General features: G+C 47.1%; 16 protein-coding genes. 9 read left to right on the top strand and 7 right to left on the bottom strand.

Going from position 1 to position 15711, the window contains the following annotated elements:
• Nucleotides 1-106: 106 nt before the first annotated feature.
• Together GF309_12270 and GF309_12265 are read right to left on the bottom strand one after the other, a co-directional pair.
• Nucleotides 107-1021, bottom strand: coding sequence for a DUF362 domain-containing protein (locus GF309_12270; GenBank protein ID MBD3159559.1), 915 nt, complete (start codon nucleotides 1019-1021; stop codon nucleotides 107-109).
• 254 nt (nucleotides 1022-1275) lie between these two features.
• The gene (locus GF309_12265; GenBank protein ID MBD3159558.1) at nucleotides 1276-2052 is read right to left on the bottom strand and encodes an alpha/beta fold hydrolase; all 777 of its coding nucleotides are present in this window, start codon (nucleotides 2050-2052) and stop codon (nucleotides 1276-1278) included.
• A gap of 177 nt (nucleotides 2053-2229) precedes the next feature.
• On the opposite strand from GF309_12265, the gene GF309_12260 reads away from it, so the two are divergent.
• The 6 genes from GF309_12260 to GF309_12235 all read left to right on the top strand — a co-directional run bounded on the left by GF309_12260 (nucleotide 2230) and on the right by GF309_12235 (nucleotide 8615).
• On the top strand, nucleotides 2230-4101 hold the full coding sequence (locus tag GF309_12260; protein ID MBD3159557.1) for a phosphoenolpyruvate carboxykinase (GTP): 1872 nt from the start codon (nucleotides 2230-2232) through the stop codon (nucleotides 4099-4101).
• 75 nt (nucleotides 4102-4176) lie between these two features.
• Nucleotides 4177-5496: a hypothetical protein gene (locus GF309_12255; GenBank protein ID MBD3159556.1), complete on the top strand. Its 1320-nt coding sequence runs from the start codon at nucleotides 4177-4179 to the stop codon at nucleotides 5494-5496.
• A gap of 145 nt (nucleotides 5497-5641) precedes the next feature.
• On the top strand, nucleotides 5642-6397 hold the full coding sequence (locus GF309_12250) for a hypothetical protein (protein MBD3159555.1): 756 nt from the start codon (nucleotides 5642-5644) through the stop codon (nucleotides 6395-6397).
• Nucleotides 6398-6478: 81 nt separating this feature from the next.
• Entirely contained in the window at nucleotides 6479-7117 is a 639-nt protein-coding gene (locus GF309_12245) for an ATP-binding cassette domain-containing protein (protein ID MBD3159554.1), read from the top strand.
• Nucleotides 7038-8378 carry an FtsX-like permease family protein gene (locus GF309_12240; GenBank protein ID MBD3159553.1) on the top strand — a complete coding sequence of 447 codons (1341 nt, stop codon included), beginning with the start codon at nucleotides 7038-7040 and terminating at the stop codon, nucleotides 8376-8378. Before GF309_12245 ends, GF309_12240 begins: the two co-directional genes overlap by 80 nt.
• A gap of 84 nt (nucleotides 8379-8462) precedes the next feature.
• Nucleotides 8463-8615: a hypothetical protein gene (locus tag GF309_12235; protein ID MBD3159552.1), complete on the top strand. Its 153-nt coding sequence runs from the start codon at nucleotides 8463-8465 to the stop codon at nucleotides 8613-8615.
• A gap of 48 nt (nucleotides 8616-8663) precedes the next feature.
• Here the strand turns inward: GF309_12235 and GF309_12230 are convergent, their stop codons facing one another.
• The 3 genes from GF309_12230 to GF309_12220 all read right to left on the bottom strand — a co-directional run bounded on the left by GF309_12230 (nucleotide 8664) and on the right by GF309_12220 (nucleotide 10432).
• On the bottom strand, nucleotides 8664-9077 hold the full coding sequence (locus GF309_12230; GenBank protein MBD3159551.1) for a 30S ribosomal protein S19: 414 nt from the start codon (nucleotides 9075-9077) through the stop codon (nucleotides 8664-8666).
• Nucleotides 9078-9244: 167 nt separating this feature from the next.
• A complete protein-coding gene (locus tag GF309_12225) occupies nucleotides 9245-9751 on the bottom strand; it encodes a GNAT family N-acetyltransferase (protein ID MBD3159550.1) in 507 nt (168 codons plus the stop codon).
• 144 nt (nucleotides 9752-9895) lie between these two features.
• Nucleotides 9896-10432 (bottom strand): tetratricopeptide repeat protein, encoded by a 537-nt coding sequence (locus tag GF309_12220; GenBank protein ID MBD3159549.1) that lies wholly within the window; start codon nucleotides 10430-10432, stop codon nucleotides 9896-9898.
• 77 nt (nucleotides 10433-10509) lie between these two features.
• Between GF309_12220 and glmM the strand changes: the two genes are divergently transcribed.
• Nucleotides 10510-11874: a phosphoglucosamine mutase gene (glmM, locus tag GF309_12215; protein ID MBD3159548.1), complete on the top strand. Its 1365-nt coding sequence runs from the start codon at nucleotides 10510-10512 to the stop codon at nucleotides 11872-11874.
• 189 nt (nucleotides 11875-12063) lie between these two features.
• On the opposite strand, the gene GF309_12210 is transcribed toward glmM, so the two are convergent.
• Nucleotides 12064-12429 carry a hypothetical protein gene (locus tag GF309_12210; GenBank protein ID MBD3159547.1) on the bottom strand — a complete coding sequence of 122 codons (366 nt, stop codon included), beginning with the start codon at nucleotides 12427-12429 and terminating at the stop codon, nucleotides 12064-12066.
• 209 nt (nucleotides 12430-12638) lie between these two features.
• Here GF309_12210 and GF309_12205 point away from each other — a divergent pair, with 209 nt between their 5' ends.
• Entirely contained in the window at nucleotides 12639-13427 is a 789-nt protein-coding gene (locus GF309_12205) for an electron transfer flavoprotein subunit beta (GenBank protein MBD3159546.1), read from the top strand.
• Between the two features lies 1 nt (nucleotide 13428).
• Entirely contained in the window at nucleotides 13429-14628 is a 1200-nt protein-coding gene (locus tag GF309_12200) for a 4Fe-4S dicluster domain-containing protein (GenBank protein ID MBD3159545.1), read from the top strand.
• 75 nt (nucleotides 14629-14703) lie between these two features.
• Here GF309_12200 and GF309_12195 read toward each other — a convergent pair whose 3' ends face one another.
• Nucleotides 14704-15690, bottom strand: coding sequence for an alpha/beta fold hydrolase (locus GF309_12195; GenBank protein MBD3159544.1), 987 nt, complete (start codon nucleotides 15688-15690; stop codon nucleotides 14704-14706).
• Nucleotides 15691-15711 lie beyond the last annotated feature (21 nt).

The raw sequence follows: 15711 nt of genomic DNA, 5'->3' as shown, positions 1-15711 counted from the left end.
TGTAAAACACTGAAACGAAGTGTTGGTGTCCATCCAAAATGGCTTGAAGACCAAGCGCAATTTCCTGTCAAGGTATGGGACTGATTGCAAAGACCACATTCACCCACTAGGGCTTCTCGAATGGAATCATAACAGACTCAATAGCCTCACCGAGTACTGCTGGATTCATGTCTCCCAACCCCTCCTCCGCACATTTCACTACATGCTTGATTTCCTCGGGATTGAAGCCCATAATACGCGCCATAGTTACGTCGATAGAGACTGGACTGTAGCCAAGTATGAATGAATCAAGCATTCTCTGCTTTGGACCATTCCACCCCTCCAAACCAACCCGTGCGTCAACAATGCAGAGATTAGGTTGAACGAGTCTATTCAGATCGACTATTATATCATCAATATCTGAATGGAACCTTGACTGCTGTTTCTCAGGTAACAGTCCGAACTGGTTCTTTAGCGCTCCAGTAATCCAGGTCAAACTATGTGTCTTGGCTGTTGCTACGGATATGAAGAATCCATGGTCTACAATGATGTTCGGGAATTCAGGGTTTTTGAAATAGAAACCGTTGAAATCCACCAAGCGTTTTGGTGAATGGCTTAGATTGACTGTAGCTACATCATAGCCCATTTCCTGCATATTCTGAGTCAATTGATCGTATCCATACTTCTCGAACGCCTCATCAGCATATTTGCTCTGGCTGTCCGATTCTACTATTCTAATCTCTAGGTCTTTCTTTTCCTCAAGTAGAATGTCCACGACTGCCTTAACAACTTCTATGTCGGTCACGGTGTGACCCGTGCTATTATCAATTGTACAGATATTCGGCTTCAATAGGACGGGTGATTGCAGCTCTCTAAAACCCTCAAGCAGATTCAATCCTGTTTCTATGCTCTGTCGAACAGCCCCTTCATTCTTCACAAGCGCAACTGTATCCACGGCAATCACCTTCCTGTCATGGCCATTCTGTCTTTTAAACTCATAATTATACCCAATCTGCCTTGTTGGCCAGATGTGACCGTAAATGTGGGCAAATCTTCACAGAAAGGGTATAGCCACTGCCCATAACATATACTCGTGTGAACTACAATGTCTCATTCAAGAAATGCAACCAACAAGCGAGCTATTCTGAAACACTCAACAAAGGGGCCAAGTACTGAAGCACTGTGTCATGCATATCGGTATCGGAAGTAGTGGAGCCGAGTATTCCCGCTCCCTCTTTCGCCAATATTATGATTTGCTACATTTGCCTTCAGTATGATTGGGGATCTTTTTGGTGATTAGGACGCCAGAAACTCGATAAGTATCTGGTTGAGCTCGTCCTGCCGCTGGACTGTAGGTGAATGACCGCATTCTGGGAACGTGATAATCTTGGAGTGCGGGATTCTATCATGCATGAGTTTCGCGAGACTGATATCCATTATCACATCTTCCTCGCCATGAATAATGAGTGTCTCTGCGCTAATCTCCGGCAGCCTGTCAGTGGCATCAAAGGAAGCCATACCGAGTCCCGCAGCAAGCACCCCCTCTTGGTTTACGAGATCCTCTTTGCTCATCAAGTACTCGATTAGCTCAGGATTGTTGTCCATGAACTCTTGTGGATATGTGCTGCGCATTGCAGCCTCCTGATATGCTTCAGGACCGCCTTCTATCTGTGCTTCGCGCCATGAATACACTTCGTCGATTGTCTCTTCAGTGATTCTTGGGGTTGTATCAATAAGAACGAGCTTGTCTACTAAGTGCGGATAATCTAAGGCGAATTGTTGAGCTATCATTCCACCCATCGAGTGGCCTACAACATGGACTGACTCATACCCCAGCTTCTTGAGAAACGTGGCCAAATCGTTGCCGAAAACCTCGGTTGAGACTGCATCTGCATCCGGACCGTCGGAGTGACCATGGCCTCTCTGATCTGGCATGAGAAGGGTGAAGTGTTCTGCCAATGCGTCTTCCTGAAATTCGTAGCCGCGTATATCACCGCCTAGGCCGTGAACAAATAACACTGGTTCTCCTTCTCCGGTAATTCGGTAGAACATCTCGATTCCGTTGATTTCCATAGTGGGCAGGTTCTATAACCTCCTATGTTTAATACCCGTTAGATACATTACCTCCACTTAAGACTAGAGATGGTGGTGGAAGGAAGAATCAGCTGCAATATCCATGGGGCTTATATTAAACACATGCTGCCCCTCAATCCCATGATGGTAGCGAAATCCGCCAGGGAGACAGACCGCATGAATGAAACAATATCAATCCTTGAAGAGAGACTTAACGACGCGAACTTCAAGAAGTTGTTAGCGATTCCTAACAGGCGCATTCATAGATTCGTTGCGAATGCTATAGAGCTCTGCCAGCCAATGAAGGTTTTCGTGTGCAGTGATGAGAAGGAGGACATAGAATATGTACGGAAAACTGCAATAGCCCGTGGTGAGGAAACACCGCTATCAAATCCAAATCATACTGTGCATTTCGATGGTTTTTACGATCAAGCACGTGACAAAGAACACACTCGCTACCTGGTTCCAGAGGGCGAGAGCCTTGGTGACCAGCTGGCACAAATGGATCGGCAGAAGGGACTAAAGCTGGTTCGGAAGCGTCTGAAGAACAGCATGAATAACAAGAAGTTGGTCGTACGCTTCTTCTGTCTCGGCCCGGTGGATTCACCCTTTTCCATACCCTGTGTTCAAATCACCGACTCCTTCTATGTTGCACATAGTGAGGACCTTCTTTATAGACAGGGATACGAATTCTTCAAGACACTACCTGAGGATGCTGAGATATTCTGGATGCTTCATTCCTCCGGCAAGCTTGCTCATGCTACGAGTATCAATTGGGATAAGCGTGGTGTTTCAATTGATTACAAGGAAAACACAGTGTATAGCGTAAACACACAATATGCTGGAAATACAATAGGTCTCAAGAAGCTGGCACTCAGACTTGCTATACGAAAAGCAAATCGGGAAGGGTGGCTTGCTGAACACATGTTCTTGATGGCTGCCCATGGTCCCAAAGGGCGAAAGACGTATCTTACTGGTGCCTTTCCCTCCGGCTGTGGCAAAACAAGCACCTCGATGGTGAAGGGTAGTACCATTGTTGGTGATGATATCGCCTATCTCAGAGCGATTGACGATGAAATCCGGGGGGTGAATGTTGAACATGGCATCTTTGGAATAATTCGCTCCGTTAACAAAAAGGATGATCCAGTTATCTGGAATGTTCTCCAATCTGATGAACCCGTCATTTTTACCAATGTGCTTATTCATGACGGAGAACCCTATTGGCTCGGAGATGGGAGAGAAACTCCTGATCGCGGCATCAATCATTCTGGGCAGTGGTTCAAAGGCAAAGTCGACGCGGAAGGCAATGAGATTCCACCCTCACACAAGAATGCCCGTTACACAGTGAGCCTAGACAGTCTGCCCAACAAAGATGAGACACTGGATGAGCCGACGGGTGTGAAAGTCGGAGGCATCATATATGGTGGACGCGATAGCGATACTTGGGTTCCCGTGCAACAATCTCTCAGCTGGGAGCATGGTGTCATCACGATGGGTGCAAGTCTAGAATCAGAGACCACTGCAGCCACACTGGGTCCCAGTGGTATACGCAAATTGCAGCCCTTCTCCAACCTTGATTTCGTCTCAATTCCACTTGGCCAGTATATTCAAAACCATCTTGACTTTGGCACCAAGGTCACTTCGCCACCCGAAATCTTTGCTGTCAATTATTTCCTGAAAGATGACAGTGGCGAATACATGAATGGAAAGCAGGACAAGCGGGTTTGGCTTCAGTGGATGGATAGGAGGATTCATGGCGAAGTTGATGCTATCCCAAGTCCAAGCGGCTATCTTCCCTACTACGCGGATTTGAAACCCCTCTTCAAAGATGAACTCGGCAAGGACTACTCGTACAAGGCCTACGAAGAGCAATTTACAATCAGAGTGCCGGAGCTTTTGGAGAAAATTAAGCGTGTATCAAACACTTACCATGAGACTGTGCCTGATACACCCAACATTCTCTATCGATTATTGGACGAACAGAAAGAACGTCTTTCCGATGCACAGGAGGAACATGGCGACTACATTCAGCCGTCGCAACTTGAATAACACCTACAGATGCGAATACTTCAAATAGTTTCGCAGAGTGGATAAGCCGTCCAGAATTTCCAATGAACAGTGGAGGTGAAACTGCTGCAGCTAGATATCCAACCAGTTGGAATGCTGGTTATCATCATATTCGTTATCACGTATCTTGCCATTTCCAGCGAGAAAGTCAATCGGACAGCAATGTCAATGACCGGCATGGCTTTCGCAGGATTCGCACTATGGATTGCACACGCCATCGATCCATCTCAGGGAACCGATTTCACGGACCTAATTTCCCACATTGAATGGCACACAATCTTATTTGTAACGGCTATGATGGTTATCGTTTCCGTTGCTGGGGCTTCGGGCATGTTTCAATATCTTGCACTGACGCTGGCAAGACCTTCGGGGGGCGATACAAAACACCTTTTCCTCGTGCTCTTGACTTTCGTGTGGGCGGTTTCACTCTTCTTTGATACTACTTCAACCATTCTTATCATGGCACCCTTAACCATCGAAATCTGCAGGGCGCTGGAAATCGATTTCAAACCGTTTCTCATATCTGAGTCAATAGTAGCCAATTTCGGCTCCATTCCCTCTGTTGTGGGAGCGGTTCCCAACTTGGTAATTGCATCAAAAACGGGACTGGATGCGGGACTGATGTTCCTTGTACTAATGCCCCTTTCCGCCATTCTCTTTATCATCACCGTTGTATATCTCTTGGCTCTTTTCGAACCGAAATTTGTACGTTGTTCACAAGACTTGGTGGATGACATTTTTGACATCAATCCTCAAAGCATGATCAAATCCAGACGTGACTTCTATGCTTCAATCATAGCCATAATTGTTCTTATCTTCGGTTTCACAGCAGGTTCAAGTGTAGGTATCGAGCCTGTCATGGTGGCAATCACAATTGCTTTTGCCATGCTATTGATGAATCATGAACGAGTCAATGTCTTTCTTGCACGAATCGGATGGGGCACTATTTTCTTTCTTATAGGAATCTTCGGCCTTGTCACGGCGCTGGAGATTACCGGCGTTATAGACGCATTTGGAGACGGTGTAAGCGCACTAGTTGGAGGTAGCATGGAAGGAGCAACTGTCCTTCTCACTTGGCTTCCGGCGGCCCTTTCTGCTATTGTGGACAATATTCCTGTATCTGTTGTTCTTGCTCCAGTTGCTTTGGAATTCGCTTCAAGCTCACCTGTGTTTACGTTTGCTCTGATTACAGCTGTCAATATTGGTGGCTATCTGCTTCCCATGGGTGCGCCTGCTAACCTTATGGCTATTGGACTTGCAGAAGAGGCAAAAAATCCCATAAGCTTCGTTGAATTTGCGAAAGTTGCCAGTCTATTGGCAATGCTTCATCTGCTAGTAGCTACCGGTTGGTTCTTGTTGGTTTTGGTTTTCCTGTAGCTGCTGTTGGTTTTGTATTTGGTATTCTGTCACTAATGCACAACCAAGGAATGATGGTATCATTCACAAAGTTTATTTATATATCGCTTATGATATCGCTTACGATATCAATAACAATATCGTTAAAGACAAAAGGCGGAATAGCATGCATCACGATATGCGGGAACGGCTCAGGCAAACCATTGATTTCTTCAAGCAGAAGGGAGCAACAAGCAGAGAAAACGCATTGTCTCTGGATGAGCTGGGATTACCAAACGTCTTTGAGTATTTCATGGATTCTCCGATGGGGGAACACCTTCCATTTCAAGAGGTTGATGGAAAATACTACCTTGATGAGAAGCGTGTTGATGAGTACAAGGAGGCGCCATTTCCGATTCCTCCAATGTCCCGTTGGGCAAGGCAAACTGCGCGAGTCCCCAAGGGCTACTTGAGATATCGGGTTCTCTTACTATTGAAAGAAAAACCAATGGCTGGCTCTGAGATTATGTCCCGCATCGAGGAAGAGACCGGCGGCAGATACAGTCCCAGTCCAGGCTCGATATATCCTCTCTTGAAGAAACTCAAAGAGAGTGGGCTTGCTGAAGAACTACCAACTATTGATGGTATGAAGCGATACGAGCTAACAGATATGGGACACGCTTTTCTGGAGGAGCAAAGTGGCCAGTTTGAAAAGATGAAACAGCGGCTCAGTTCGGGCCCGCTGTCAGTCCCACCATTTCTGGATCTTCCTGATGAGATTGACTATCTCAGGGATTCAGCTCGAAGGCTGTTCCATGCTTTGCTGGCAGTCACGATGGAACTGACTGATCATCCTGAATCCGAGGTTGCCAAGAAACTAGAGTCTCTCATGACTGAAGCCGCAGAAGAAGTTGAACGACTTCTTGCCGAACTCAAATCGTGAAGTGTGTTGTTCCGCCCCACACAGGGGTCGATACAACTGAATACAGTACTACAACTAGAGGATGCAACTAAACACTATAGAATGGGTGAAGTGACAGTCAAAGCCTTACGTGGAGTCAGTTTTGATGTCCACCAGGGCGAACTGATTTCGATTCTGGGGCCAAGTGGAAGCGGCAAATCCACCTTGCTTAACCTAGCAGGCGCTCTGGACCGACCAACCAGCGGAAAGGTAGTCTTGAGCGGTGTGAACCTTAACGAACTGGATGATGATGAACTTGCCGGCATGAGGAAATCCGTGGGTTTTGTCTTTCAGTTCTTTAATCTCATCTCCCGGCTAGATGCCAAGGGCAATGTGGAGCTTCCCCTTACCATTTCAGGAATGTCAAAGGATGAGCGGAAGGCCTTGGTAACTGATGCTCTTACCAAGGTTGGTCTTGCGGAACGAATGGACCACAAACCTGCTGAGCTCAGCGGTGGTGAACGTCAACGGGTTGCTATTGCACGGGCACTTGTCAATGATCCAACATTTTTGCTCATGGATGAGCCAACCGGTAATCTTGACTCGGAGACGGCTCAGGATATTATGAATCTCGTTATAGGATTAAACGAAGAGCAGCATATTACCTGTATCATCGTTACTCATGATCCAGAGGTTTCCAAGGAAACGCCACGAATTCTCAGAATGCGGGATGGGCATATTGTGTCTGACGGGGGGAACTAGATTGAAAGCACGTGATATACTATCATACTCATTTGGTGCCATTCGTCTACGGAAGGTTCGGTCTGGCCTGACCACTTTGGGAATTGTTATTGGCGTTGGGGCAATTGTTGCACTCCTATCCTTCACTCAGGGTTTCCAGGTGGCAATAACTGGCCAGTTCCAAGAAGGGCTTTCTACTGATGTTGTGAATGTACAGACAGGTTCAACTGGTTTTGGTTTCAACAGTAATGAAGATAGCGACTTCGCACTGTATGCGAACGATACTGAGCTTATTAACGAGATTGATGGTGTTGTTACTTCTAGTGCCACGATTTCTAAAACCGTTACTGTTGAATTAGACGATTCGGATAGAACACTCAGCCTAACCGGGGCAGACTTTGACGCATATCATGAGATGTATTCTACATTTGTCGCCGAACATGGGGTGATACCTGACAATCCGGCTAATGATGAGATGGTTATTGGACACCGTCTTTATGATCCGTGGAACAACGGAACACATCTGGTAGAACTCGGTGATACCGTGAACGTATACTACACGGTGAGAAACGGAACCAAGCTGGTACCTGTCAACAAGTCAGTGACAATTGTTGGGATTTTGGAGGAAATCGGTGCCTTTGGATTCGGCCCTTCCGACACGGGGGCGTACATATCCCTAGAATCAGCAATGGGGTACTTCGATTCAGAAGAGGTTTCTCAAATCGCAGTCAAGCTTGAGAGTGATGATAGTGACTTTATCGACTCTGTTTCAGAGGATATTGAAGAACTATTCCTCAACGAGGTGTCAGTCGTCTCTGCCACCGCGATGTTGAATACAATCTCTAATGCTCTCGCCACTGTCGAGCTTCTTCTTGGGGGAATCGCTGGGATATCGCTTCTTGTTGCAGGGATTGGAATCATGAACATCATGATCGTCTCCCTCATGGAGCGCACCCGAGAAATCGGAATCCTGAAGGCATTGGGCTCGACTGGCAGGAGTGTCCTACTAATTTTCCTTGGTGAAGCTCTTCTCATCGGTCTGATTGGCGGTGGCATAGGAATTGGTGTTGGGGCCCTGCTAGCCAATTTCTTTGGTCGATTCATGGGTGGTTTAGGAGGTCCTGGAGCTCAACGAGCCCCAATGGCCATAACACCTGTTCTAACACCTACATTAGCCCTTGAGGCCTTACTCTTCGGAGTACTTGTGAGTGTCGTATTTGCACTTTACCCGGCATGGCGGGCTTCCAAGCTTGAACCAGTAGAAGCGCTTAGAAGTGAGTAGTATAGTCACTGCTGGACCGGGGATTGAGGGAGGAACTCAAGCCCACCCCCCTCAATGATTTTTTCCTTCGTATTGCTAGGACCAATGAGAGCAGCTCTTCTCACACCTCCTGATGACATAAAGAAGCTGTCTGATGTGATGAAATGGGTCTTTCAGCAAGAGGAACGGAAACAAGATGTTGAACATGACCTTGCTGCAGAAGGAATCGACGATTGGCCTTTCCGCTCTCTGGAATGAAAATAGAAAGGGCTGGCATATGACCAGCCAAAAGTTTCGTGCTTGGTTTTACTTCAGTGGCACATATGCAGAGCTCTTGGTAGCTCCGATACCGGGGCTGCCATGCTTAACCTTCTTGTTAGTGATAGCGAACTCACCCAAACAATGACCGATCATAAGAGGGGTGACTTTCACATCTTGGAAGCGATTGCCGTCGTGAACGCCAAAGGTGAGGTCTACCATCTCGGGGAGAATGACCATGTCGCGGCAGTGGGTTCGGATGACTGGGGCCTTTCCTTTCTTGAGTTTCTTCCGAGCTTCCCTGACCTTCTTGAGGAGTTTCTTCTGGCGCGGAGGAAGGCCTCGTTTAAGAGATCGTCTGCGCCGAGCTGGGAGGAGTTCGATGAGATCGTCCATGCTCATTTCGACGAGCTCTTGGATTTTGTAGCCACGATATGTTGGTTCTCTGCCACGTTGAGACATGTAATCACCCTAGGAAATGGGGAATATACTACTTGTAGTAATTCAATGAAGTGCCTTGAAAGTGTGAATTTAAGGGTTATGCAGCAGCTGTTGAAAACGAGCGATACAGAAAGGAAGTATTCTACCCCAGACCAGGATTGTCATGCGCATACTTCTGCTTACAGGATTCACTCTTCGTTCGATAACACTTTCTCATAGAACCGGCTCTCATTGTGGCTATGTAGCAAGCTGTACCCCAATGACTCGTACAGTTTTCTTGCTGCTGTATTCCATTCGATGACATGAAGGCCGATTCGAGACAACCCCTGCTTGCGAGTCCATGCTTCGATGTACTCAAGGAGCTGCCGTGCTATACCTTTTCTGCGAAACTGTGAAATGACATATAGATTGAATATCCAAGTGAGCTGGGTTTCAAACCGCCAGAACGGCTCCCTATCTTGGATCCATGCCAATCCGATTGCCCCTGCTTCATCCGTCTCAGCAATGAAAACTTCATGACTTGGATCAGTGAGGTCGACAGGGTCGTTTTCATCCATTTCTTTGAGCTTGTTTCTGATTTCCGACTCGGTCAAATCATCGGCGTTTGGAATCGTTCCTTTGAATGCCTCCAGTTCCGCCTTCTTGAAAAATACTATGTCAGCTCTTCTGTCCCATTCCCTTATTTTGCAATCCATATCTGTTTACCCCGTCTCATCTATCTTCTTCAGAAGACGCTGACAGGCTGAAACAGAACGGGTATTTTTGTATATGGCTAAGAGCAGCACAAACACTTTGAGGGTCCGAAGTAGATAACATGAACCAGCTCAATAGAGACGATACTACTTTTGGTCCGTTTGTTCTTCATCGAGCATGCCCGCTTTCTCCATGGCTTCAGGCACCCATTTCATTACTTCTTTTAATCCCGGGTCTCTGATAAGCGCTCGTCGGGCATACTCAATGGCAGTTTCCCAGCGTTCGAGCTCATAGTTGATTTCTGCGATATGTAACAGGGCAAGTGGTTGTCGCTCCTCGATTTCAAGTACTTCTTTGAAGGCTTCAATTGCCTCGTCTGGTCTGTTCAGTTTCCGCAACAAAACCGCCTTGTTGAATATGGGTACAGGATCTTCTGGGTCGATTTCTGCAGCCCGATTCAAGTAATCAAGTCCTTCTGCTATACTGGGATCTGCTAGGTTTGGATTGACATGCATAGAAACCATAGCAACTCCCATTGACGTAAGAGCATTTGTATGCTCGGGGTCCACCTCGAGGACTTCCTCTAGAAGCGAGATTGCCTTCTCATACTTCTCTTCCGCCAGCAGCTTGGCTGCTTTCTCGTATTTCTTGTCCTTCTCTTTCTTGAAGAAACCGAACGGCATATCGAACCCCCTTCGGCCACACTGTAGCGACACTCTTAAGTCTGGGCCTAGTTGCACAAAGCTGGGTACGATTCACCATGGGCAAGAAGCTCTTTGGGACAAATGGCGTTCGTGGAATCATTAACCGTGAAATCACTCCGGAAATCGCTCTTAGCATAGGAAAAGCTGTTGGGACGGTTCTAGAAGGTGAGGAGGTGGCTATCGGGCGCGACTGCAGAATGGGTGGTGAAATGCTACAGCATGCAGTGACATCAGGTCTGCTTTCTACCGGGAAATCCGTTGTGGATGTTGGATTCGTCCCGACGCCCACCCTTCAATTCATTATTCCAGAGCTTGGATGTACCGGCGGGATAATGATTACTGCATCTCATAACCCCCCAGAATTCAATGGGCTCAAGGTCATGGGATCTAACGGTATAGAAGTATCTAGAGATTTAGAAGACGAAATGGAGGAAATCTACTTCAATGAGGATTTCAAACTTGCCAGCTGGACCGAAATTGGCAGCAAAAGGAGTTATGATTCTGCCATCGAAGATTACCTCCAAGCAATACAATCTCACATTGATATAGAAGCTGTGAAGAAACAAGCACTCAAGGTGGTGGTCGATGGAGCAAATAGTGTGGGTTCACTGGCAACACCAATACTGCTTCGGCAGCTCGGTTGCAAGGTCATTTCTCTGAATGCTCAAATGGATGGATTATTCCCTGGACGAGACCCCGAACCAACACCCGAAAATCTAGAAATGCTTGCAGCAGCTGTGAAAGCTGTAGGTGCGGATTTTGGTGTTGCCCATGATGGGGATGCAGACCGGGCAACCTTTGTTGATGAGAATGGCACTATCCTCTGGGGAGACCAATCCTTTGCTATCCTGGCTTCCTATATCCTAGCCGAGTATGAAAATCCGACTCTGGTAACTCCTGTAAGTAGTGGTCGCCTGATTGAGGATGTTGCTAAAAAAGCAGGGGCGACAATCGACTGGACTGTAGTAGGAAGTGTTGACGTGTCTCATCGCATGACTGAAATCGACGCTGAGATGGGCGGCGAAGAAAACGGTGGTGTGTTCTATCCTGAGCATCAGGCAGTCCGCGACGGGGCCATGACTGCTGGAAAAATGGCTGAAATCATGGCTGTTGAGAACAAGACCCTATCTGAACTCGTTGCTGATTTACCCCAGTATGAAAGCGTCAAATTGGCTGTGGATGTTCCCCAGGAAAAGAAACTCGATATTTTGGAACCTTTGCTTGAACTAACCAAAGATGAAGAACGAATTACGATAGATGGTGTGAAACTGGTGTACGACGAGGGCTGGGTTCTCATGAGACCGTCGGGAACAGAACCAATCTGGCGTTGTTTTGCTGAGAGTGAAACGGAGGAAACAGCTGAGAAGCTAGCAGAAAAAGGGAAGAACATGATTCTCAAGGCGCTGGAAACCCTTGCCTAGCCCCCTCCCTATAGAACGCCTTTGAATCCTATCATCTATTATGCTATCGGGTACGCGGAAATAGATAGATGACATCATAAGAAACTAGTTTTGATTGACTGTGCGGGCGTTAAAGAAGAAATAGAATTGGAGAGGGGCCGGATGAACCGGCCCATAAACTGTAGACGTAAGGTGAAGAACCGGATGTGATTAATCCTCTTCTTCTGACTCTTCCTCAGTCTCTTCTTCCATTTCGGGCTCTGCTATCTCAGATTCATCGAAATCGAAGTCTTCCAAAGGTTCTGGAGCAGGAGTTGTCATCATTGTCCAACCAATCCAGGCTCCGATGACCATGATAAGGACAGCTGCAAGCCAGACAGGCAAGATGATGAGGAACATCGGATCTGGGGCGAAGATTTGATGTAGAAGAGTGCCCGCTCCGAAAGTATTGTCCACCCAAGTCTTGAGGGCTGGCCCGAACCATGGGTTCTGCAATAGCGGTAATGCCCAAGTGTAGTAAATGAGCACTAGGATAGCAACTATGAAGATTAATGCGCCGATAACTTTCTCTTTCATTTTCCGTCAACTACCTCGAGTCTACCTCCCGAGTATATCGAACTACGAGAGGCTATCATTATGGAACTAAACAAAAAGAAAAGTTCACACAATAAAAGGGTTGTGTAAAAGCGTTTGGTGCACCGTGGTATCTGTTGAGGTTGTTAGATTTCCGAGGGCATATTCCTTATAATGTAGAACGGTCCCTCTGGCGATAGGGAATGGTCCGAATGAAAATTGTAGTGCCAATAAAACAAGTTCCCGAAGTAGCAGAGGTCAAGATTGACCCGGAGACTAACACGCTTGTGCGTGAAGGTGTGCCGTCAATTCTGAATCCATTTGACGAATTCGCTGTAGAAGCTGCGATGCAGTTGAAGGAGCAGTACGGCGGTGAGGTCACCATTATCACCATGGGCCCCCCACAGGCAAAGGATGCGCTTTACAAAGCCTTAGCAATGGGTGGCGACAAGGCTGTTCTCCTCACTGATCGAGCTTTTGCAGGGGCTGATACCTGGGCAACATCATACACTCTTGCACAGCAGATTAAGAAGATGGATTACGATCTGGTGATTTGTGGCAAACAGGCCATTGATGGTGATACTGCACAGGTCGGTCCTGAAATCGCAGAATTGCTGGGTATTCCACAGATCTGTTATGTCCGCGATATCGAGGTATCTGATGACGAGAAGCATATTACTGTTCACAGGGAGACCGACGAAGGTTACGAAGTTGTCAAAGGCAAGATGCCCTTGCTACTTACTGCTACCAAGGGTCTCAATGAACCACGGTTGCCGAATATTATGGGTATTATGAAGGCGAAGAAGAAACCGCTGGAAGAAGTGAGCTTTGAGGACCTTGGTGTGGATGAAGACGAAGTTGGGTTGAAGGGCTCACCAACTCAGGTCAGAAAGGTGTTCCCGCCTGAAAAGAAGAAAGGTGGTATCAAAATAGAACCCGAGACTCCTGAGGAAGGAGCCAAACAACTTGTTGAATTCCTCGCGAAGAAGGGGGCGATATGAAATGGGTTTGAATTACGATAGAGAGACTTGTACTGGATGCGGCATGTGTCTAAAAGTATGCAATTTTGGAGCAATTAAGAAGGATGGCAAGAAAGTCGCCTTCGATATGAACAAATGTGTACTCTGTGGCTCCTGTGAGGAAGTGTGCCCCGTTGATGCTATCGAAATCGAACGAAAAGCCGTGGACCAGGAAGCTCTTGAAGGTTACGAAGGTGTTTGGGTAGTTTGTGAGACCAAAGAGGGAAGACTGCGTAGTGTCGCTAACGAACTCGTAACAGAGGGAAGGGTGCTTGCTGACAAACTAGGTGAGGACCTTACTGCAGTTATCGTTGGCCATGACATCGACGACCTGGCTCAGCCGCTCATCTACCAGGGGGCTGACAAGGTTCTGCTTATCGACGATGAAATCTACTCGGACTACACCACTGATGCGTATACAATCGCTGTAACCTCTCTGATATCCTCCAGAGATCCTTCAATAGTACTCTATGGTGCGACAAGCAATGGCAGAGACTTGGCTCCTCGCGTTGCAGCCAGACTTGGACTTGGACTTACTGCGGACTGCACGGCACTTGACATCGATGATGAAGGTCAACTCGTTCAGACACGCCCTGCATTTGGTGGCAACGTCATGGCTGAAATCATCACTCCATATACCCGCCCACAGATGGCCACTGTTCGTCCCAATGTATTCAAAGTGGCTGAACCGGATGAATCACGAGAGGGTGAAATCGAAAAGGTCGACATTACAATCGACAAATCACAGATCCGGACCGAAGTCCTTGACACCGTCATCGAAAAGGTCGAAGGAATGAAATCGGTCGAAGAGGCTGACATAGTTGTCTGTAGCGGCCGTGGCATCAAAGATCCTTCCAACCTGGACCTTCCCAAGAAATTGGCTGACTTGCTCGACGCTGCTGTTGGCGGCTCACGTCCCATCGTCGACGCAGGCTGGCTCCCACCAACCCAGCAGGTCGGCCAGTCTGGACGCACCATCTGTCCCAAACTCTACTTCGCTTTCGGTATCAGTGGTGCAATTCAACATCTAGCAGGAATGAGAAGCAGCGATATTATAGTAGCTGTCAACAAGGATCCAGAAGCGCCGATTTTCGAAGTAGCTGATTTCGGCATCGTAGGAGATTTGTTCGATGTTGTCCCTGAAATCATCGAGCAGATCAAGAAACTGCAAGAAGAAAGGTAGAAAGGAATCAGAGCCTGTTCGCCAGAGAATGGCGGCAGGCTTTCATTCATTTGTTTCAAATACGAATATTTTCTGTCACATGGATTCTCCAAGAAATTCAAGTATTTCTGAATTCATTTCAGGGACGTGTTCTCCTAACCCGACTATATGTCCAACACCGTCAAGACTGTACAATCTAGCATCTGGGATTGACGAAGCCGAGAACTCAGCATTTGTGTATGATACATCTCCATCGGCTGTTCCATGAACCACTAATGTTGGGCACTCTATGACGTCCAAATTATCAAAAGATACCTGCCCAAGCTGCTCCAAATCATTGTTGAGCCCTGCATTTCTTAGACTCATTGGACAGGTCGTGCGGACGAACCTCTTATACCAAGCAACCTCTTCTGGGATCGCCATCACTTCGTCTACATACTCATCTAATTCCTCTGGTTCCAAAGTTACGTTCTCATTGAACATCTGTTTTAATGACATGCTAGTCCAGTATCTTGTCAGAATGTCGTACAACCAGACTCCAAAATCCGCAATCGTGTCGGACATAAGTATCCGACCAAGCAAGGAATGCATTTGGTTCTCCTCTACGGTATACTGTTGGCTGGCTGCAGCCATTAGAACAAGAGCCGATATTCGGTCTGGATGATGTAGAGCAAAATGCAAAGCTACAGGTCCTCCAGCCGAGGCGGCAACAATCGCGACCTTTGAGATACCAAGCGCGTCCAGTAGCGCACTAATAGCATCTGCTTGCTCTTGGAATGTCTTCCCGGTACTCAATGGTGTGCGGAGATAGCCTGGCCTCGAAATGGTCAATAATGAGAAACCTTCGTTGACCCACATATCCATATCTAGTGAGCCTTGATCATATCCGCCAGGAGCACCATGTAGCATTAGAACTACTGGTCCATTACCTTGGAGAGCATACTCAATCTTACCTCTTGCCGTGTTAGCAACTTCACTTTCCTCCCTTAGAGTATTCGTAATCTTTCGTTTCCAACCCCTGAACGATATTACAGTCCAGACAAGTATCACTAGTAGAAAGACAAGAGTGATTTCAACGAGCATATCGAATACATGACCTTCGTA

It is taken from the genome of Candidatus Lokiarchaeota archaeon, assembly GCA_014730275.1.
GTDB lineage: Archaea > Asgardarchaeota > Thorarchaeia > Thorarchaeales > Thorarchaeaceae > WJIL01.
The sequence above is the reverse complement of the archived record's forward strand: the minus strand, read 5'-3'. Positions and strand labels throughout refer to the sequence as shown.